Origin of the sequence: Flagellimonas halotolerans (assembly GCF_035818535.1) — a bacterium.
Taxonomy (GTDB): Bacteria; Bacteroidota; Bacteroidia; order Flavobacteriales; family Flavobacteriaceae; genus Flagellimonas; species Flagellimonas halotolerans.
The window spans coordinates 537,585-558,305 of sequence record NZ_JAYKYV010000001.1 but is presented as its reverse complement, the minus strand read 5'-3'; the positions used below and the strand labels follow the sequence as shown (position 1 = coordinate 558,305).

17 protein-coding genes and 1 tRNA gene are annotated in these 20,721 nt (G+C 42.1%); 7 read left to right on the top strand and 11 right to left on the bottom strand.

From position 1 onward, the window contains the following. Positions 1 to 6: 6 nt before the first annotated feature. The 6 genes from ccoG to VM932_RS02530 all read right to left on the bottom strand — a co-directional run bounded on the left by ccoG (position 7) and on the right by VM932_RS02530 (position 7,544). Positions 7 to 1,416 (bottom strand): cytochrome c oxidase accessory protein CcoG, encoded by a 1,410-nt coding sequence (ccoG, locus tag VM932_RS02555; protein WP_326277004.1) that lies wholly within the window; start codon positions 1,414 to 1,416, stop codon positions 7 to 9. Between the two features lie 102 nt (positions 1,417 to 1,518). Further along, on the bottom strand, positions 1,519 to 2,412 hold the full coding sequence (locus VM932_RS02550) for a cbb3-type cytochrome c oxidase N-terminal domain-containing protein (protein ID WP_326277003.1): 894 nt from the start codon (positions 2,410 to 2,412) through the stop codon (positions 1,519 to 1,521). Between the two features lie 4 nt (positions 2,413 to 2,416). Continuing rightward, the gene (locus VM932_RS02545) at positions 2,417 to 2,605 is read right to left on the bottom strand and encodes a hypothetical protein (RefSeq protein WP_014033099.1); all 189 of its coding nucleotides are present in this window, start codon (positions 2,603 to 2,605) and stop codon (positions 2,417 to 2,419) included. A 99-nt stretch (positions 2,606 to 2,704) separates the two neighbouring features. Next, on the bottom strand, positions 2,705 to 4,888 hold the full coding sequence (gene ccoN / locus VM932_RS02540) for a cytochrome-c oxidase, cbb3-type subunit I (RefSeq protein WP_326277002.1): 2,184 nt from the start codon (positions 4,886 to 4,888) through the stop codon (positions 2,705 to 2,707). Positions 4,889 to 4,890: 2 nt separating this feature from the next. Beyond that, positions 4,891 to 5,100, bottom strand: a complete 210-nt coding sequence (gene ccoS / locus VM932_RS02535) for a cbb3-type cytochrome oxidase assembly protein CcoS (RefSeq protein WP_326277001.1) — start codon at positions 5,098 to 5,100, stop codon at positions 4,891 to 4,893. A gap of 59 nt (positions 5,101 to 5,159) precedes the next feature. Next, positions 5,160 to 7,544, bottom strand: a complete 2,385-nt coding sequence (locus tag VM932_RS02530) for a heavy metal translocating P-type ATPase (protein WP_326277000.1) — start codon at positions 7,542 to 7,544, stop codon at positions 5,160 to 5,162. A 119-nt stretch (positions 7,545 to 7,663) separates the two neighbouring features. Between VM932_RS02530 and VM932_RS02525 the strand changes: the two genes are divergently transcribed. The 3 genes from VM932_RS02525 to VM932_RS02515 all read left to right on the top strand — a co-directional run bounded on the left by VM932_RS02525 (position 7,664) and on the right by VM932_RS02515 (position 10,339). Then, positions 7,664 to 8,353: a Crp/Fnr family transcriptional regulator gene (locus tag VM932_RS02525; RefSeq protein WP_326276999.1), complete on the top strand. Its 690-nt coding sequence runs from the start codon at positions 7,664 to 7,666 to the stop codon at positions 8,351 to 8,353. A gap of 81 nt (positions 8,354 to 8,434) precedes the next feature. After that, positions 8,435 to 9,343 (top strand): universal stress protein, encoded by a 909-nt coding sequence (locus VM932_RS02520; protein ID WP_326276998.1) that lies wholly within the window; start codon positions 8,435 to 8,437, stop codon positions 9,341 to 9,343. Positions 9,344 to 9,403: 60 nt separating this feature from the next. After that, positions 9,404 to 10,339, top strand: coding sequence for a threonine ammonia-lyase (locus tag VM932_RS02515; RefSeq protein ID WP_326276997.1), 936 nt, complete (start codon positions 9,404 to 9,406; stop codon positions 10,337 to 10,339). Position 10,340: 1 nt separating this feature from the next. Here the strand turns inward: VM932_RS02515 and VM932_RS02510 are convergent, their stop codons facing one another. From VM932_RS02510 to VM932_RS02500, 3 genes are all read right to left on the bottom strand, one after another. Beyond that, positions 10,341 to 11,801 (bottom strand): sensor histidine kinase, encoded by a 1,461-nt coding sequence (locus tag VM932_RS02510; protein WP_326276996.1) that lies wholly within the window; start codon positions 11,799 to 11,801, stop codon positions 10,341 to 10,343. Between the two features lie 86 nt (positions 11,802 to 11,887). Then, positions 11,888 to 12,277: a response regulator gene (locus tag VM932_RS02505; RefSeq protein WP_326276995.1), complete on the bottom strand. Its 390-nt coding sequence runs from the start codon at positions 12,275 to 12,277 to the stop codon at positions 11,888 to 11,890. A 542-nt stretch (positions 12,278 to 12,819) separates the two neighbouring features. Continuing rightward, a tRNA-Leu gene (locus VM932_RS02500) sits at positions 12,820 to 12,901 on the bottom strand. Positions 12,902 to 12,998: 97 nt separating this feature from the next. Here VM932_RS02500 and VM932_RS02495 point away from each other — a divergent pair. After that, positions 12,999 to 14,387, top strand: coding sequence for a dipeptidase (locus VM932_RS02495; RefSeq protein WP_326276994.1), 1,389 nt, complete (start codon positions 12,999 to 13,001; stop codon positions 14,385 to 14,387). On the opposite strand, the gene VM932_RS02490 is transcribed toward VM932_RS02495, so the two are convergent. Then, entirely contained in the window at positions 14,384 to 14,962 is a 579-nt protein-coding gene (locus tag VM932_RS02490; protein ID WP_326276993.1) for a PhnA domain-containing protein, read from the bottom strand. The two genes, VM932_RS02495 and VM932_RS02490, sit on opposite strands and share 4 nt — an antisense overlap. 135 nt (positions 14,963 to 15,097) lie before the next feature. Between VM932_RS02490 and VM932_RS02485 the strand changes: the two genes are divergently transcribed. The 3 genes from VM932_RS02485 (at position 15,098) to VM932_RS02475 (ending at position 18,723) form a co-directional block, all read left to right on the top strand. Continuing rightward, the gene (locus tag VM932_RS02485) at positions 15,098 to 15,463 is read left to right on the top strand and encodes a BlaI/MecI/CopY family transcriptional regulator (protein WP_326276992.1); all 366 of its coding nucleotides are present in this window, start codon (positions 15,098 to 15,100) and stop codon (positions 15,461 to 15,463) included. Between the two features lie 2 nt (positions 15,464 to 15,465). Further along, complete coding sequence (locus VM932_RS02480) at positions 15,466 to 17,514, top strand: M56 family metallopeptidase (RefSeq protein ID WP_326276991.1); 2,049 nt, start codon at positions 15,466 to 15,468, stop codon at positions 17,512 to 17,514. 108 nt (positions 17,515 to 17,622) lie between these two features. Beyond that, on the top strand, positions 17,623 to 18,723 hold the full coding sequence (locus VM932_RS02475) for a DUF4407 domain-containing protein (RefSeq protein ID WP_326276990.1): 1,101 nt from the start codon (positions 17,623 to 17,625) through the stop codon (positions 18,721 to 18,723). Positions 18,724 to 18,947: 224 nt separating this feature from the next. Here VM932_RS02475 and VM932_RS02470 read toward each other — a convergent pair whose 3' ends face one another. Continuing rightward, positions 18,948 to 20,717 carry a MutS-related protein gene (locus tag VM932_RS02470; RefSeq protein WP_326276989.1) on the bottom strand — a complete coding sequence of 590 codons (1,770 nt, stop codon included), beginning with the start codon at positions 20,715 to 20,717 and terminating at the stop codon, positions 18,948 to 18,950. Positions 20,718 to 20,721: the final 4 nt, after the last annotated feature.

Below are 20,721 nucleotides of genomic sequence, written 5' to 3'. Positions count from 1 at the left end.
TCTTATTTAATTATAGCTCCTCGGTGCCAAAAACTGGGTCACCGTGGTTTCTATGAGCTTATCGCCACTGTACACCCCGATCTTCAATTTATCCTTGTCGCCGTTCAATGCCGATGCATTTATTTCGATGAACAAGGTACCTTCTGTCAACTCTTCTGCCGGAACCGTAAAACTTTCTTGGGATACCATTTTGATTTCGCCCTTGTGCGACATCAGTTCAAAAGAAACGTTTTCGATATCATTTGTGGTTTTGTTCACTATTTTATAGGTGTACACATTACTGATGATATTATTTGCCTTTCGCTCGTACAACTGGCCCGGTAAGCGCAGCACATTGGCCTCGACCTCGTTTCTCATAAACAACATTCCAATAAGGACACCCGTTAGCACAACAAGTACTGCCGTATAGCCCTTCAAACGAGCGGTAAACTTAAACTTGTTCTTGTTGGTGATCTCATCCTCGCTGGCGTACCTGATCAAACCTTTGGGTTTATTGATACTTTCCATAATGTGATCGCACTCATCAATACAAGCGGTACAGTTTACACATTCCAATTGGGTCCCGTTACGGATATCTATCCCTGTCGGGCAAACGTTCACGCATTGGAAGCAATCAATACAATCCCCATGTCCCAGCGCTTCCCGATCTTCATTCTTCCTGAACTTTTTACGTCCGTTTTCACCTTCACCACGTTCATGATCATAGGCCACAACTATGGATTTATTGTCCAAAAGCACTCCCTGTAATCTACCATAAGGACAGGCAATGATGCAGACTTGTTCCCTAAACCACGCGAAGATGAAATAAAACACCCCTGTGAAAATCAGCAACGGAACCATGGTGCCCAAATGGGCCATAGGGCCATCGGTAATATATGATAGAAGCTGATCACTTCCGATCAAGTATGCCAAGAACACATTGGCAATAAAAAAGGAGATGATGAAGAAAATGATCCACTTCAACACTCTTTTCCTGATTTTTTTGCCGGTCCATGGTGCTTTGGCCAAACGCATCTGTGCACCTCGATCACCATCTATCCAATATTCGATACGACGGAATACCATTTCCAAAAAAATGGTCTGTGGGCACATCCACCCACAGAAAATACGGCCATAAGCGACTGTAAAGAGTGCTATAAAAACAACTCCTATGATCAAAGACACCACAATCAGGTGAAAATCCTGGGGCCAAAACGGAAGTCCAAAAATATTGAACCGTCTGTCCAACACATTGAACAGCAAAAATTGGTGCCCATTGATCTTGACAAAAGGAGCTGCAATCAAGAAAATCAGCAGAATGTAACTTACGTACTTTCGGTAATCATAATACCGTCCACTGGGTTTCTTGGGGAAAATCCAATTTCTTTTCCCTTCTTCTGTAATTGTGCCTATGGAATCCCTAAAATTCTCTTCCATCACATTTGTCGTTTGTGGATAAATGTTTTGATGCTACTTATCCGGAACCTGAACCCGGCCCAAATTCTCGGGACACAGCTTTTCGTATCAGGTTTGATTTGCTTAATTTTCATCAGGAGCATCTGGGTCTACCCAAATATCCCCTTCAGGTTCCTTTGGGTTGGCCGGTGTGGTTCCACCCAAAGTAATTATGTAACTGGCCACCTGGGCCATTTCGACCGGTTTTAAGGTTTGTTTCCATGCAATCATCCCTTTGCCATCGCGACCACCTTCGGAAATTGTGGAAAACACATTTTTGATACCTCCGCCCAAAATCCAATACTCATCGGTCAGGTTTGGTCCAATTCCTCCTCCTCCATCGGCCATATGGCAAGCAACACAATTGGTCTGGAATATTTTCTCTCCTGCGGCCAAGTCGGATTCATCCGAAAGGAATTCCACAGTACTGGCATCCACCAAGTCTTTGGCAGTTCTTTTATACTCCTCAATAGCTGCTTGGGCAGCGGCCACCTCTTGTTCGTATTCCTGTTCTTGTGTATAATCTCCAATAACGTGAAAGCGCACTAAATAAACAATTGCAAAAACAATGGTCGCGTAGAAAAGGTACACCCACCAAGGCGGGAGCACATTGTCCAGCTCCCGGATACCATCATAATTGTGATCTAAGACAATTTCACCTTCCTTTTCAATGGCTCGGCTCTTGGTCAATTTTTTCATGAGGTTTTTGGCCCAAGTCCATTCAAATTTCTTGCTTTTGGTCTCCAAGTAACGTTCCTTGCCTTCTTCGGAAAGGGTTTGGAACATAATGTTCTCTATAGAATTCAAAATCAATTCAATGGCAATAAGGATCATCAATACCAACAGCATAAAAAACTGCGTGATGGGATATTCAAGTATTGCGGGTTTGTCACCGGAGTCTATAAAAAATTCCATCAATCCGAAGATCAAAAAGAATAAAACCGGGACTCGTATCCACCAAGGTGTTTTAGTACTCATAATGTTATAGTTTGTGTTGTTGATCATCGTTATCCAATGGCAGTTCGGACATCTCCCTTATGTGTTCCTTGGTAGCGGTAAATACCCACCAGAACAAGAGAACGAAAAAGACAAAGAAGATGAGCAGGGAAACCATGGGGTAGTTGGCTATCCCATCGATGGTTTCCATATGTTCTTTTACAAATTTCAACATGGTTATATTAGATTTTAGATGCAAGAATCAAGATGCAAGACTTTGAAATCTTAAATTGCCTATGTCTTGGCTCCTGAATCTTGGTTCATTATTTTTATTTTATTCTTCTGTTCCCTCAAGCTTAATATCGGTACCCAATCGTTGCAGATAAGCAATCAAGGCAACGATTTCGCGATCGCGCATTTCCACAAACTCCAATCCGTTTTCCTCTGCGTATTTTTTATCCGCTTCGTAGGTTTTTTCAAATTCCGGGTCTGTGTACAGGCTCTTCTCTATTTGGGCCGCTTGCTCTGCCATGGATTGCGGAGCGTTGACAATGTCATCATCAGTATATGGTACACCCAATTTTACCATAGCCTCCATTTTAGCTTGAACATCGCTACGGTCGTGTTCGTCCGTCACCAACCACTCATACGATGGCATTATGGAACCTGCCGAGGTACTTTGGGGATCGTACATGTGGTTCAGGTGCCAACTATCGGAATATTTGCCTCCCACACGTAACAAGTCGGGACCTGTACGCTTACTGCCCCACAGGAATGGGTGGTCATACACAAATTCTCCTGCCTTGGCATATTCGCCATAGCGTTCCACCTCACTACGGAACGGTCTGACCATTTGTGAGTGACAACCCACACAACCTTCTCGAATGTAAAGGTCCCTACCTTCCAATTCCAGCGGAGTATACGGTTTAACACTTGTAATGGTCGGAATGTTGGATTTTACCAAAATCGTTGGGACAATCTGAACAATACCTCCAATCAAAATAGCGATGGTGGCCAAGATGGTCAACTGAACCGGTTTCCTTTCCAACCAATTGTGGAAGGTTTCGCCAGCCACTCTTCGTTTTGCAACGCGTTCCAAGGCCGGAGCTTCTGCTGCTTCATCTTCAACTTTGCTACCAGACCTAATGGTCATCACGATATTGTAAAGCAACACGAACATACCGAGGATGTACAACGAACCTCCGATGGCCCTCATCCAATACATGGGGATGATTTGGGTGACAGTTTCCAAGAAGTTACCATAAACCAAGGTACCATCTGGGTTAAATTCTTTCCACATCAAGGCTTGGGTAAATCCAGCTACGTACATGGGAAGGGCATACAATACAATACCCAAGGTGCCAATCCAGAAGTGGAAATTGGCCAATCCTTTGGAGTACAAATTTGTTTTGAACATTCGTGGCACCAACCAGTAGATCATACCAAAGGTCAAGAATCCGTTCCAGGCCAAGGCACCTACGTGAACGTGGGCAATGATCCAGTCACTAAAGTGAGCAATAGCGTTTACGTTTTTTAGGGAAAGCATGGGGCCTTCGAAGGTGGCCATACCATACCCCGTAATAGCTACCACCATAAATTTTAATGTAGCATCGGTGCGAACCTTATCCCAACCACCACGGAGGGTCAACAACCCGTTGATCATACCTCCCCAAGATGGAGCCAGCAACATTATGGAGAATACGACACCAAGATTCTGTGCCCAATCTGGCAAGGAAGAATACAACAAGTGGTGTGGACCAGCCCAGATATAAATGAATATCAACGACCAAAAATGGACGATGGACAATCTATAGGAATAGATGGGCCTATTGGCCGCCTTGGGAACAAAGTAGTACATCAACCCCAAGAAAGGCGTGGTCAAAAAGAATGCCACCGCATTATGCCCGTACCACCATTGTACCAATGCATCTTGCACACCAGCATATACGGAATAACTCTTCAGTGCGGATACCGGCAGCTCCAAGCTATTAAAAATGTGCAGCACGGCCACGGTAACAAACGTGGCCAAGTAAAACCAGATGGCCACGTACAAGTGCCTTTGTCGCCTTTTGAGGATGGTACCGATCATGTTCCATCCAAAGACCACCCATACTATTGTAATGGCAATATCTATGGGCCATTCCAACTCGGCATATTCCTTGGTAGTGGTATACCCCAATGGAAGTGTGATCGCTGCGGAGACAATGATCAATTGCCAGCCCCAGAAGTTGATATTGCTCAAGGCGTCACTGAACATTCGTGCCTTAAGCAAGCGTTGCAAGGAGTAATACACCCCTGCAAAAATGGCGTTCCCCACAAATGCAAAGATCACGGCGTTGGTGTGCAATGGACGCAAACGCCCAAAACTCAACCATGAGATACCCTCTGTAACATTGGGGAACAAAAACATAAAGGCCAATAAAAGGCCTACCGACATACCCACTACGCCCCATAAAATGGTGGCGTATAAAAACTTTTGTACGATTTTGTTATCGTAACGGAACTGTTGTATTTCCATATTTATTGGTTTGTACTTTTAGCTTGTTTGATTTCCTTTTTATTTGGGTTTGATTTTTCCTTGTCCTTAACCACCTCATCCTCGAACAACATTCTTACCGATGGGGTATAGGTGTCATCGTATTGTCCGCTTTTTACCGAGAAAACAAAGGCTACAAAAAAGATTACGGCCACCGTTATGCTAATGGCCAACAACACATAAATAACACTCATACCTGCCTGAATTTAGGGGTAAAACTACTGTGATGGTATTCCTCAAAAAATGACATATATCAGCTTTCTAAAATTTTTAAATCTTTACCGAGGTAATTTGTCGCCAAGGTGGTGAACACCACAATACTGATAGAGCTCAACGGCATCAGAATAGCGGCGATAACGGGCTGTAACTGACCTGTGACGGCAAAATACAATCCCACGACATTGTAACAGAGCGATAACAAAAAGCTCATTTTTATAATGCGAATGGATTTTTTGGACAGTTGTATGAACTTTGGCAGCATTCGCAACTTGCTCGCATCCAGAATGCCATCACAAGCTGGTGAAAACACATTGATGTTTTCCGAAACAGCCAATCCTACATCACTTTGGGCCAGGGCCCCCGCATCGTTCAAACCGTCGCCCACCATCAAAACTTTATGTTTTTCCTGCAACTGTTTGATGTATTCCAACTTGTCCTCAGGTTTTTGATCAAATAGCATTCTTGTCTTTTCCGGAAGCACTTTTTCCAACTGCGCTTTTTCTCCATCATTATCCCCCGAAAGAATGCCCAGTTCCAAATCGGCGGACAGCTCATCAAAAATTTGGCCCATCCCTTCGCGATAGGTGTTCTTGAACACGAACCGTCCCTTAAAATCTTCATCGGCACTTACGTAGACCGAAGTATTGGTCAATGCATTGGATATGCTTTCACCCACATAGGATGCCGAACCCACTTTTATGGAGTGCTCCTTATATTTGCCCTCGATACCTTTTCCGGTATGTTCTTGGAATTCTCCAAGGGTCATGATGGCATTGGATTTTAAAATAGCATAGAGAGATCGGCTCAAGGGGTGGTTGGATGCCCTCAAGGTAGTTTTCAAAAGTGCGGTTTCCTCCTCCGTAAGTTCCATTCCTTCATAATGGATGGTATCCTTTTGATTTGTGGTGAGCGTTCCGGTTTTATCAAAAATAGCGGTGTCTATTTTGGACAAGCGTTCGATCACATTGGTATTCTTCAAATAGAATTTATGTTTCCCGAAAATGCGTAGCATATTTCCCAAGGTAAATGGGGCCGCCAACGCAATGGCGCACGGACAGGCGATGATCAATACCGAAGTGAACACATTCAGGGCCAAACTTGGGTCAAAAATCAACCAAAAAGCGGTCGCCAAGGTGGCAATGCTCAAAACGGCAATGGTGAATCGTTTTCCGATGCTATCCGTAAGGGTCTGGAATTGACTTGCCTTGTCCTTGGAAAATATGGAGTTGCCCCACAACTGGGTCAAATAACTTTGGGAGACGGATTTGAGCACCTCAACCTCCAAAACCCCTGAAAGTTGTTTGCCGCCCGCAAACAATTTTTCTCCCGATTCCTTAAAAACCGCTTCAGATTCGCCCGTTACAAAACTGTAATCAATCTCGGCAGTTCCTTTGATCAGAATACAGTCCACTGGGATAATTTCGTGGCTTCGGATAAGGACCCTATCCCCTACTTCGATATTATAAATTTGGATGTTTTCTTCTTCCCCATTTTTCTTCAAACGGGTAACGGCTATGGGAAAATAGGATTTGTAATCGCGTTCAAACGAGAGATAAGCGTAGGTTTTCTGCTGAAAGAACTTGCCCAACAACAAAAAGAACACCAAGCCAGTAAGACTATCAAAAAAGCCTGAGCCCAAATCAAACGCTATATCGACGGTGCTTCGTAAAAAGAGGACTAAAATCCCCAAGGCGATGGGCACATCAATATTCAATAATTTGGAACGGATGCCCTTGTAGGCCGAGATAAAGTAATCCTGCGAGGCATAAAATACCACGGGCAGGGAAAAAGCAAACATCAACCACCGAAAAACCTGCTTGTATTGGTCCAACCAAAATTCTTCCACCTCAAAATACTCGGGAAAGGAGAACAGCATCACATTTCCAAAGGCAAAACCCGCAACACCCAACTTATAGATTAGGGAACGGTCTACTTTCTTTGCTTTTTTGTTGTATTCCTCAAGGGAGATATAGGGTTCGTAACCGATGCTGCCCAACAAAAGTACCAATGCTTTCAGGGAAAAGTCCTCTGTTTTATAGGTAACCCGGATGGTTTTCTTTGGGAAATCGACCTGGGAAACTTTAATGGCCGAATGTAGCTTGTTCAGGTTTTCCAACACCCAAATGCAGGAACTGCAATGAATGGCAGGAATACTCAAACTGACCACTTGCACACCCTCTTCATTAAATTCCACGAGTTTCTGTACAATTTCTAGGTTGTCCAAAAAATCGTATTTCTGACGGATTTCGTTAGGTGTGGTTCCTGCCTTGCCCTCTATTTCGTAATAGGTGGACAGGCCGTTGGACGTAAAAATCTCGTAAACGGTTTTACAACCATTGCAACAAAAATCCTTATCATCAAGCTTAACATAACCTTTACCGCACTCGTCTCCACAATGATAACAGGTCGAGTCTGCCATTTTACATTTGCTTTACCTGGTGCAAATTTGTAATACTATTCTTCCTAAAAATATGATATTTATCAGTAATTCGTAAATGTTTAACCCTTAAGTTTGCCAAATCAGGTAAGCAAAACATTATGGAAAGTAGATGTGAAAATTGTATCATCCGACAGTTCAACTCGCTCCGTGCCATGAGCAAGGAGGAATTGAAACAAGTTTCCGATACCAAAACCACCAAGATCATAAAAAAGGGTGAATCTTTATTTGCGGAGGGTGATAAACTCAACGGGGTTTATTGTGTAAGGAACGGAGTATCCAAACTTTCCAAGTTGAGCGCCAACGGAAAAGATCAGATCGTGAAATTGGCCAGTAAGGGCGAAGTTCTGGGCCAACGCTCGGTGATTTCCCAAGAAATCACCAATCTTTCCGCTGTTGCTGTAAACGATATGGAGGTTTGTTTTATTCCAAAAGACGCTATCACAAATACACTCCAAAAGAACCCTAATTTTACTTTAGAGGTTTTGCGGCACATGGCCCACGATTTAAAGGAGGCCGACGATGTAATCGTCAATATTTCCCAAAAAACCGTAAAGCAACGCATGGCCGAGGCATTTCTGTACCTCCAGAACAATTTTGGCGAAGATACCGATGGTTTTTTGGCCCTTACTTTGTCCAGAGAGGACATTTCCAACGTGGTGGGCACTGCAACCGAATCCGCCATTAGAATCATTTCGGAATTCAAAAAGAAAGGTTTGATTCATACTTCTGGCAAAAAAATCGGAATTAAGGATGAACGTAAACTTTTGGAAGTGGTCGAGGGTTTTTAATTCACTTTCCAAAACCTGACAATTGTCATAGTATCCCCTAGCCCTTAGGTCTAATTTTATCGCATCGAAAATCTTAGTCAGATGCAAAAGATATTAATACCTACGGATTTTTCGGAAAACGCGTGGAACGCCATTGATTATGCCATGCAATTGTTCCGCAACAGGCGCTGTACTTTTTATTTGCTCAACACCTATACCCCTGTTATTCCCAGTAGCCGATTTATGGCAAAAATGATTGATGGGGTTCGGATTGTGGATGCAGTCCGGGAAAATTCTGAACGGGAATTGAACAAAACAGTGGAACGGATAAAAACCAGATATGGCAACCCCAACCACAGTTTCGAGACCATTTCTTCTTTTAACCTATTGGTGGATGAGGTAAAAGATATTGTGGAAACTTTTGGCATACATATGGTAGTTACCGGCACAAAAGGGGCATCTGGAGTGGATGAGGTATTTATGGGAAGTAACACGGTACGGATTATAAAAAGCACTAAAAAATGTCCTGTTTTGGCCATTCCCCATCATTTTGAATATGTTACTCCTTCGGAGATTGCTTTTGCCACGGATTTTAATAGATTTTACACTACATCCGAACTATCACCACTATTGGAAATGGCAAAGATGTTCAAAGCCACCATTCGGATTGTGCATGTACAATATGGCATAAAGGCATTGACGGAACTACAACAGTTCAACCTTAACATGCTGCGGCGCTATCTGAACGATGTAGAGCACTATGTGCATACCGTTTCGGAACTCAATTCCGTTTCCCATACCTTGGAAACCTTTTCCAAGGAATTAGGCATTCATCTGTTGGCGATGCTCAATTACCAGCACAGCTATATGGAAAAAATGACTCGTGAGCCTATTATCAAAAGAACGGCATTCCATACCCAAATACCATTGTTGGTGATACCTGAACTGGGTATGGAGGGTATTTCGGCAAAAGCCAAGGAAGAAGAGGAAGAAGTGGAGTCGCGCAATTAATATCCCATTGTTATCTTTACCACGATTTAATTGCTACAAAAATCGGTACAAGGTAATTTTATGGACAAACAAGAACTAATCGACTGCCACGAACGGATAAAACCTTTTATCCACAATACGCCCGTTCTTACTTCCCGCCTCATTGACGAGATGGCGGGTGCCCATTTGTTTTTTAAGTGTGAAAACTTTCAGCGTATGGGTGCATTTAAAATGCGTGGGGCAGCCAATGCCATAATACAACTTACGGACGAACAAAAGAAGAACGGTGTAGTCACACATTCTTCGGGCAATTTTGCCCAAGCCTTGTCCCTTTCCGCACAAAGTTTAGGGGTTAAGGCATATATTGTGATGCCGAGATCGGCTCCCCAGGTAAAAAAAGAAGCGGTGAGGGGATACGGTGGGTTTTTGATTGAATGCGAACCCACCTTGGCGGCTAGGGAACATGAATCTGAACGGATTGTAAACGAGCATGGGGCTACTTTTATTCACCCTTCCAATGATGACCATGTGATTTTAGGACAGGGAACTGCCTGTAAAGAATTACTGGAACTACATCCGAACATTGATTACGTTATTGCCCCAGTAGGCGGTGGCGGTTTGATTGCAGGTTCAGCCCTTTCGGCGCATTATTTTGGAAACCATTGTAAAACCATTGGAGGCGAACCTTTTGAGGTGGATGATGCCTATCGTTCCCTACAAAGCGGAAAAATAGAAACCAATACCACCACAGACACTATTGCCGACGGTTTAAAAACGCAGTTGGGTGACCGAAACTTTCCCGTTATCCAGAAGCATGTGAAAGAAATTGTCCGCGTGTCCGAAGAAGAAATTATTGCATCCATGCGATTGATTTGGGAGCGACTCAAAATTGTATGCGAACCTTCCAGCGCCGTAGCCTTGGCTGCTGTTTTTAAAAGAAAGGGGGTACTCTCCAATAAAAAAGTAGGTATTATTATCTCTGGGGGCAATGTGGACTTGGAGCGTTTGCCCTTTTAGGTTACTGTATCTTGTTGGGAAGTGTTATGGTGAATGTACTCCCTGCCCCTTTCTCACTTTCTACCTCTATTTTCCCATCCATGGCTTCCACTTGGGTCTTTACCAAGTAAAGTCCAAAGCCTTTACCTTCGGTTGCTCCACTGAGCCTTCCATACATATCAAATATTTTTCGTTCCTTTTCGGGCGTGAGCTCCATTCCAATACCATTGTCGGTAAATTTTAATATTACCGTTTCCTTGGTTTGATAGGTAGATATATTTATTATGGCAGGAACACCATCCTTTGCGTAATGTATCGCATTAAGAATAAGGTTGTAAAAAATGTTTACCACATAGCTTTTGGCCCCGAACACGGTATCCGTTTGCGAAAAATCGGTTCGAATCGACGCCTTTTGCTTCATGACCTCCTCTGTTAACAACCCGTTCACATCTTTCATCACATCTTTGAGGCACACCTCTCTGAATTTTTTCTTGTCAGCAGACTTTAATGATAGGGAAAGGTGGAGGTCTTTAATGGTCTGATCAAGTGCCTCGGTTGTATGTTCAATCTTTTTAACAATGTCGTCGTTTATTTCATCTTTACCCCATTCATAAATTTTGGACAACATTAAAAGGTTGGATATGGGCCCTCGTAGATTGTGCGATATGATTCTAACAAAATTCTGAAGCTCTTGGTTTTGCTGTACTATTTGATGATTGGACAATACCTCTTTGGTCACATCTTGTGCAGTACCGGACATGTATTTTGGTTTGCCGTGCTCATCGTAATAAGCCCTACCCTTTTGGTGCACATAACGTATTTCTCCATTGCCCAAAACAATTCTATGGGTAATGTCGTGCATTTTGTTTTCCTCAATACTAGTTTGAACATCATCAATAAACGCTTGGCGGTCATCTGGATGGATAATTTCCGATAATGCATCAAAGGTTGCCTTAAATTTCCAAGGGTCTTGTTCAAAGATTCGAAACAATTGGTTGGACCAAACAATTTTGTCATCCTTCATATCCCAGCCCCAATGCCCAACATTCGCAACTTCTTGGGCTTCACGATACTTTCTTTCGCTTTCGAGCAAACGATTATTATTGTCCACTTCCTGCGTTATATCCTTTTGCCAAATACAACAACCGATAACCTTTCCCGAGCTGTTCATAAAAGGTTGAAACGAAAACTCATGCACCACTACTTCCCCATTTTGTTCAAAAGTGTGTTTAGAAGTGGTTGCGAACCGGTCAAAGGCCCGTTCGCATCCCTGTTCGCATGGTTTAAAAAAACTTACCGACCGATATACAGCTCTTAGATCCATACCCCGGTCGACTTTGTCCCACCCCTCACATTTGAGTCTTGTTTTAAACGATGGATTAAAAGCGGTCAGCCGATAGTTTAAATCCATCGCCCACACAGCGTCATCCCTATCCTCTACGATTTCAACCTTGTTAAGAATAAGTGTCTGTTTCCTTTTCAAAAGTCAAAATTTAATCAGAATGGGCCGTTTAAAACTCAGGTCTTAAAAGGGAAACCAAATACTTTCTAGTTGTAGGGCACTAAAAACTATTTATTGGCGCTTTGTAGATAATCTTCCAAATGCTCAATTCTCAAAGGCTTTGTAATAAATTCCTTAACATATTTCTCATACTTCTTTGCTTCTTCTTTATCCGCATCGGACTCGGAAGAAGTTACCAAAAGTACTTCGTTGGTTACCGGAAAATCTTCTAGCATCATGAATTCCAAAAATTCGAAACCGCTCATCTCGGGCATGTTTATATCCAATAGTATGAGCGTCTTAGTTTGAGGATTATCTCTAAATCTAAGGTCATCTAATGCCAATTCGGGATTGGTAAAGCTCTTAACCCTATCTTCCATTCCCATTCTTCTGAAGTGAATCGCATTAACCGTATTCACTAGGTCTTCGTCATCGACCAAGTATATTTCCTTGTACATAGCGTAGTTGGTCTTTTACTTTGTTAGTTTTGGTTTGGTTTTGTTCTACTGTAAAAAATATTGACAAATATCAATATTCTGTATTTAAGTAGAACTAAAATCGGAAAACTTTATTATAAAAATAATTTACACGGATTGCTTATTGCGTTTTTTTAAAGCTTGACCTGGTTATTTTCCTCTCTTAAACGATTTCAATTTAGTAATATCCCCTCGTTTTAACAAAATCTTATGGATAATTTCAAAAATCAACTTTTGATTTTTGATTTTTATCATCATCCCAAATACATTAATCATGAGTAGCGTTTCTTGACCAGTGCGCAAATAAGCAGGTTAAAAGTAATATAAGTTACTCCCCATAATACAATCGTGCTTTAAATGATTTAGGGATACTATTTATCAATTCCGAAGGTTTTTTAAAACAGGAAAGGATCTGGCAAATTCTTGAATAATAACGCTTGAAAAGAATCTGATTTCAAAATGGGAAATACGTGACAGGATTTTTAACACAAAAAAAGCCCCTCAATTGCTGAAGAGCTTTTTTGTGCGGGTGAAGGGAGTCGAACCCCCACGCCTTGCGGCACTAGATCCTAAGTCTAGCGTGTCTACCAATTCCACCACACCCGCGAAATGGAGTGCAAATATAAATCAATTTTCCGATTTGCAAATCCACTGCCCCGAAAAACTTGTTTTTTGTACTTTTAGGGTCCTTTTTAATTCATATATGAAAGACATACATAATTACATCAGTACCAACAAGGACAGATTTATCAACGAGTTGATCGACCTCTTAAAAATCCCCTCTATTAGTGCCGATAAAGCATATTCCCAAGATGTTTTGGAAGCGGCCAAGGCCGTAAAAAAATCTTTGGACGAAGCAGGTTGCGAAAACACCGAAATTTGCAAAACTAATGGGTATCCCGTGGTTTATGGTGACAAAATCATAGACCCAAATCTGCCAACAGTATTGGTTTACGGCCATTACGATGTGCAACCCCCGGACCCTATAAATTTGTGGGATTCCCCCCCGTTCGAACCCGTGATCAAAAAAACGGAACTGCATCCCGATGGTGCCATTTTTGCCCGTGGGGCCTGCGATGACAAAGGCCAGTTTTTTATGCATGTAAAGGCAGTGGAGTTTATGATCAAAAACAATACGTTGCCCTGCAACGTAAAGTTCATGATCGAAGGCGAGGAAGAAGTAGGGAGTGATAATTTGGAAGATTTCCTAAAGGAGAACAGCGAAAAATTTAAAAATGACATTATCCTGATCTCCGACACAGGAATGATTTCCAACGATACTCCTTCCATAACAACAGGCCTACGCGGACTTAGTTATGTTGAAGTGGAAGTGACCGGAGCGAACAGGGACCTGCATTCTGGAATTTACGGAGGAGCCGCTCCGAACCCCATCAACGTACTTTCTAAAATGATTGCTGGATTGCATGACGAGAACAACCACATCACCATACCCGGTTTTTATGACAAGGTTGAGATCATATCCGATGAAGAACGGGCAGAAATGGCCAAAGCACCATTTGATTTGGAAGCCTATAAAAAATCATTGGACATTGATGATGTCCATGGTGAAAAGGGATATTCCACACCAGAACGTTTTGGAATACGACCAACCTTGGATGTGAACGGTATTTGGGGCGGTTACACAGGTGAGGGTGCAAAAACCGTAATTGCCAGTAAGGCCTACGCCAAAATTTCCATGCGATTGGTGCCCGATCAAGATTGGCACGAGATCACCGATCTGTTTACCAAGCATTTCAAATCCCTTGCCCCCAAGAGCGTAAAAGTAAAAGTGACTCCCCACCACGGAGGTCAAGCTTATGTTACTCCAATTGATAGTATTGGCTACCAAGCCGCTTCCAAGGCGATGGAAACAACCTTTGGAAAAACTCCTGTGCCACAACGAACCGGAGGGAGTATTCCAATTGTGGCCCTTTTTGAAAATGTTTTTGACAGTAAAACAATTCTTTTAGGATTTGGTTTGGACAGCGATGCCATCCACTCCCCCAACGAACATTTTGGGGTCTGGAACTTTTTAAAGGGCATTGAGACCATCCCTTACTTCTACAAATATTATACGGAGATGAAAGCTTAAATCTTTTTGACGTATTTGGTGATGATCACAATTTGTTGACCATCTACCTTGCCTTCAATATACTCGGCATTTTCGTGATCCAGGGAAATCCGTCGTACGGCGGTTCCCTGTTTTGCGACCATGCTGGAACCTTTCACTTTAAGATCCTTTACCAGCACAACGCTATCACCGTTCTCCAATATATTGCCGTTCACATCCCTATGGATGATTTTTTCACTTTCTTCTTCTCCTTCACCCGTAGCTTTGGCCCACTCCAATGTTTCATCTTCCAAATACATCATATCCAACAAATCTTGCGGCCATCCTTCAGACTTTAAACGGTTCAGCATTCGCCAAGCCACAACTTTAACCGCATCGTGCTCGCTCCACATGCTATCATTCATACAACGCCAATGATTGGCATCTGTGGTATCGGGATTTTCTATCTGACCAATGCAGAGGGAACACCCTAAAAGGCTACCATCCATACCACCAGTGGAAACCGGAGGAACTTCATACACCTGTAAGTTTTCTGTTGACCCGCATAGTTCGCAGGTATTTCCGCTTCTGTTTTGTAAGTCCTCCAATAATCCCATGATATTCAAATTTGACGGCAAACTTAACATTTTAGGATATTAAAATGACTTCTTATAATCACAAACAAACTCTACATTTGTAGAATTAAAATTTTTATTCTATGTTTGTAGAGCAATAATTGTAAAAAATTGGAAATGCAGTTGTCAAAATCCGAAGAAGAGTTAATGAACATTGTTTGGAATTTAAATAAGGCCTATATGAAGGACATATTGGATGCCTACCCCGAACCCAAACCAGCGACCACTACTGTAGCAACCCTCTTAAAACGGGTAGCGGACAAAGGTTTTATAGCCTACAACAGTATAGGAAGAAGCAGGGAGTACTTTCCTTTGGTGAAGAAGAAGGATTATTTTTCCAAGCATGTGAACGGGCTCATTAAAAATTTCTTTAACGACAGTGCCAGTCAATTTGCTTCCTTTTTTGCCCAAGAGACGAATTTGAGCAAAACAGAGTTGGAAGAATTGAAGAAATTAATCGACAATGAAATTAAAAAGAAGTAAATATGTTAGTCTTCCTTTTAAAATCGACCACATGTCTCGCCATTTTCTGGGTCTTCTACAAAGTAGTGCTGGAAAGGGAAAGCATACATCATTTTAAACGATTCTTTCTTTTGGGAGCTCTTATCGCCTCCTTTTTGATTCCCAATATTGTCTTTGTTGAATATGTGGAGATAGCGCAAAATTCAGTTGCTCAAGACTTCCCAATTACCGATGAATTTTTAGAGGTTGGTACTGATCATTTAGTCGCCGAAGAGCATGGCTTTGACTGGGAAGTTTTGTTGTGGAGCGTTTATATACTTGGGGTTATTGCATTTGGATTCCGTTTTATGAGACATCTTACACAAATTTGGTCTCGTATCCGAAGGAATCCAAAGTTCAAGGAGAATTTCGTCACTAAGGTTCTTTTGCGACAATCACTTCCACCCCATACTTTTTTCAACTATATCTTTTTGAACCAACAGCAATTTGAGGAAAAAAACATTCCACAGGAAGTACTTGTACATGAGGAAACCCATGCGAAGCAGCGACATAGCCTGGATATTCTCTTTATTGAACTGGCCCAAGTCATATTTTGGTTCAATCCCATTATCTACTTATTTAAATCGTCCATTAAACTGAACCATGAATTTTTGGCGGATAGGGCCGTGATTGACAAGAACAACGATCATTTGCATTATCAAAACACAATCCTATCATACTTATCACATGATAGTTTTAATACACATCAGTCGACCGGCATTGCAAATGCCCTTAATTATTCATCAATCAAAAAACGTTTTACAGTCATGAAAACAAACACATCAAAAAAATCATTTCTATTCAGAAGTCTATTGCTTTTGCCACTTACGGCCTTATTGTTATTTGGGTTTAGCGAGCATCGTGAAATTGCAAGGGAAATTCCAACATACCATATCATTACAATGGAGCTTTTAGGTATTGAAACTGTGCAAATTCAGGATGAGGTTATACATATCAATGAAGTCGCTCAAGTTTTAAATCAGGAATACCTATCGACCTATAATTCTAAAAAAACCAAGGTTGAGATAAATGCTGTCCAACCTGTATATCTAAATACCATAAACGATTTGTCCAAAGAAATAAGAACCACTGGTATTGATTTGATCGAGATATTTGCCAATGAGGTCATAATGGAAGAAGGTCAGTTTAAAGAAAATGTTCCGATTACGCCAAGCACAACACTTTTGAATGCAAAACAAATGACAGTGGCTGGAATGGACGAGGGGCAAAAAGAATTTGCTGGGTCTTCTCCAGCTTCCATCTCTCAAAATGCTGACCAAAAAACCATCAACCCGATCAATATTAAAATCAACAAGAGCGGTCAGATATTGTTTCAAAAAGATTTGGTGCCCTTGAGTGATTTAAAAGAAACCCTTTTAAAAATAAACAATCATCTCTCTTTTGATGAACGTAAAAAAACACTGCGTTCAGTCATTCAGGTTGACCAAAACACCTCAAAAAATATTATCGCTCAGGTAGATAAAATCCTCGCCGAGTACGGTTCTGCCACCATTACTATTGTAGGTCCAAAAGTGCTTCATCAAGAGAGCGCTACCCGAGAAGAAATGAAAAAGTACAACGCCTTGGCCAAAAAGTACAATGAAATGGACCGAAACCACATGTTCATTAAAAAGAAAGAGGTAATGCACCTAAAAACCATTTATGGCAAAATGTCCAAAAAACAGCGGGCAGATGCAGAACCTTTTCCCAATTTTCCACCGCCACCGCCAGCACCACCGGCTCCCGGAGCTACAAAACCTCCAATGCCTCCTTCAGCCATTACAAACGTAAAAGAAATAAAACCTGTGGCGCCACCCAGTCCACCAGCACCACCTAAGCCACCAAAACCCATTGAGCATATCAAAAAAATGGCGGCCAAGGGAGCAACCTTCACCTTGAACGGAAAAGAAATATCTAGTGAAAAAGCCCTCGAAGTGGTTCAAAAAAAACAATATGTAGCCATGCTTACCATGGGAGCCAATGAATCCAACCCCGTTGTTGAACTATCCACCGGAACCCAAAATCATCGATAACTAAGTTCGTGTTATGAAAATTGTTAAAAGCCCCTTAATTGGGGCTTTTTATGTAACAAATCCACAAAAGTTGCGTTCTAATACCCTATCAATCAAAGAGAACACCTTATGTTACAACGCTTTTTTATTTTCTGCTCGGGTGCGGACACCCAAATTTTAGAAACTTGTTCCAACGGGGAACGCAACAAATACGCAGGCATCGGTGCCACCGTATTTTTTACCGCTGTAATGGCATTTATAGCTTCTGGTTATGCGCTTTATACAGTTTTCGACAATATTTATACGGCCATTTTCTTTGGTTTGATTTGGGGACTGCTCATTTTCAATTTGGACAGATACATCGTTTCCACCATAAAAAAGAGGGACAATTTCAAAAGTGAACTGCTCCAGGCCGCACCACGGATTGTACTGGCATTGATCATTGCCGTAGTGATTTCCAAACCTTTGGAGATGAAGATTTTTGAAAAAGAGATTAACCAAGTGCTCTTGGAAGAGAAAAACGCCATGACCTTGGACAACAAGGAACAATTGGCGCTCCAGTACACCCCAAAGATTGAGAGCCTTAACCTAGACATTGCCAAGCTGAAGAATGAAATAGCGACCAAAGAAGCAGAAACCAATGCCCTTTACGATACTTACATTTCCGAAGCGGAAGGCACCGCTGGAACCGGTCTGTTGGGCAAGGGACCCGTGTACAAGGAAAAACGAGAAAAACACGATGCTGCATTGGCCGAACTCAATACCCTAAAAGAGGCCAATGCCGGGAAAATCGAAACCATTGAAGCGCAAATTGCAGCTTTGCAAACCGATTACGATACCGCTGTGGCCAATTCCCAGCCCATTATTGATGGGTTTGATGGATTGATGGCCCGCATCAATGCCCTGGGCAAATTGCCGTGGTTTCCATCCTTCTTTATCTTTTTATTGTTCTTGGCCATTGAAACAGCTCCTATTATTGCCAAGTTATTAGCTCCCAAAGGCGAGTATGATTACAAGTTTGAAGAACAAGAAAGTGTCGTAGCTACCTGGGTAACCCAAAAAGTGGAACAGCGTAAATTATTGTTGTCCACTGATGGCGAGATCAATCAGCAAATCTATGCCGATATCAAAAACGAAGAAGAACTTTACCGCTACAAAAAAGAAAAAGCAGAGGAATTGCTCCGATTGCAGGCAGATTCCTTCCACAATGTCCAAGTTAAAGGGCTTTGATATAAAACGGTTAGACCATAGACCACTTCGCTGAAAGAACCAAGAAACAAGATATGCTGGTAGTCAATTGACAAGCTCTTTGGTCTTTGTTTATGTTTCAAAAAAGAAAGCCATGTACCGTATTTTCAAAAGTAAGGCCTATAAACCAACTACCCCTTTAACGTATGTTGCTATTGGGTTTACAAAGCGTTGTAAAAAGTTTTCTGGACACTAATGGTAAAAAATCAATCTACAATACCCATATTCTTTAGTAAGAAAGAGGCATTCATATTTTGGCAAACCCCTTCTTTGAATTTGTAATCGAAGAAGAGTTCCCCATTTATGATTTGGGCATCAAAATAACGGTTTTCCACCTCTGGAAGTTGGTCTGCGAGGGTACAAAGGCTTAAATCGTGGGTGGCCACCATTCCCGTGGACCCATTCCGTACCAAACGTTCCACAAATTTTTTGGAGCCTTCGGCCTTGTCCACGCTGTTGGTGCCCTTCAGGATTTCATCCAAAATCACAAAACAGTCGCCTTTTTTAAGCTCTTCCACAATGTATTTTAAGCGTTTGAGCTCGGCATAAAAATAAGAGGTCTCATCCGTCAGGGAATCCGAAGAACGCATACTGGTAAGCAAACGAACAGGATTGTACAGCACATCCCTCCCTTTTACGGGCAATCCCATGTTGGCCATCACTATTTGCAAAGCAACGGCTCGTAAAAAAGTGCTTTTCCCAGCCATATTGGCCCCTGTCACAATACAGAAACGGCCTTTTCCAATTTCAAAATCGTTCAAAACGTTCTTTTCAGGGTCTACCAAGGGGTGCCCCACTTCTTTCGCACTCAAAACGATATCCCCCTGCACTAAACTTGGATAGGTATGATCGGGATGATTAAAGGCATAAGTTCCCAAGGTGATGTAGGCATCAAATTGCGCAATGGCAGCAAACCACCCTGCCACATCGGCACCATATTTTTTGATCCAAGAGTCGACTTTAAAAGCATAAAACAGACTGTACAAACCAAGACCCTGACCAAAAAATGATACGATCAAGTTGAACTGCTGTTCCAACATCGTGGTACTTTGGGAGAAGCGTTTTAATATTTTAGAGGTCTTTTCTGCATTGACCTCCAATTTCTGCTGAATCTCTTGAAGCAATTCCGAGCTAAAAGTGTGTTCCTCCAATTCAGAAATCAATCGTTGATGCTGTTGAATGGTCTCTTGCGCCTCGGATACTTTGGCAGTAAACCCGATAATATTCTTGGCGTATCGACCCACGATTGCCAAGCCCGAAAAATACCAAAACAAGATCAGACTTTCTGGTACCATGCCCATAAAAGCCAAGCCAATCATTGCAATTGATAACACACTAAAAATAGGAGGAACGGTTCCCGCCCATTTAGGTATAAAAGATTGGTGGTTTTTCATCCAATCGGAGACCAAATCCGACGATATTTTGGGTTGGGTTTCCCCGGCCAGTGCCGAAAAATGTTGTCGCCACTCGGGCAGCTTGGCCAACTCTAGAATCGCCTCTTGTTTTTTGGCTATATCCTTTGGATATCCATCCAGCAAAAGGTCCGAAAACATTTCCCGCCCTTGTTGCAATTTGGTTCTATTGGCGTATTGATAAAAAGAACCCCTTCCAAATATATCCAAATCCTGTGCATACGGATGGTCGGGTCTTAAAAACTCCTTCCCATCTGGCAAATGGTGGAAACGACGGACCAAGATATCCAACTCCGTAGTGTTTATGGCAATGAGCCTCTGCAAATACTCCTTGTGTCGCTTTATATTGCTAAAACGCAGAACGAGATACAAAAACAGCACAACACCAAGGGGCAATAATGCAAAAAGCAAGGTGGTTCCCCATAGAAAATAAACTCCAAGGGCCAAACCCACAAAAACGGACAAACGTAAAGTGGCCAAAAGGCCCAATCGTTTTTTTACTTGCTGAAGTTCTTGCTGGTGCTTTTCTCGTTGGGATGTGTAAAAACGTTTTAAGTCCGTCATCTAA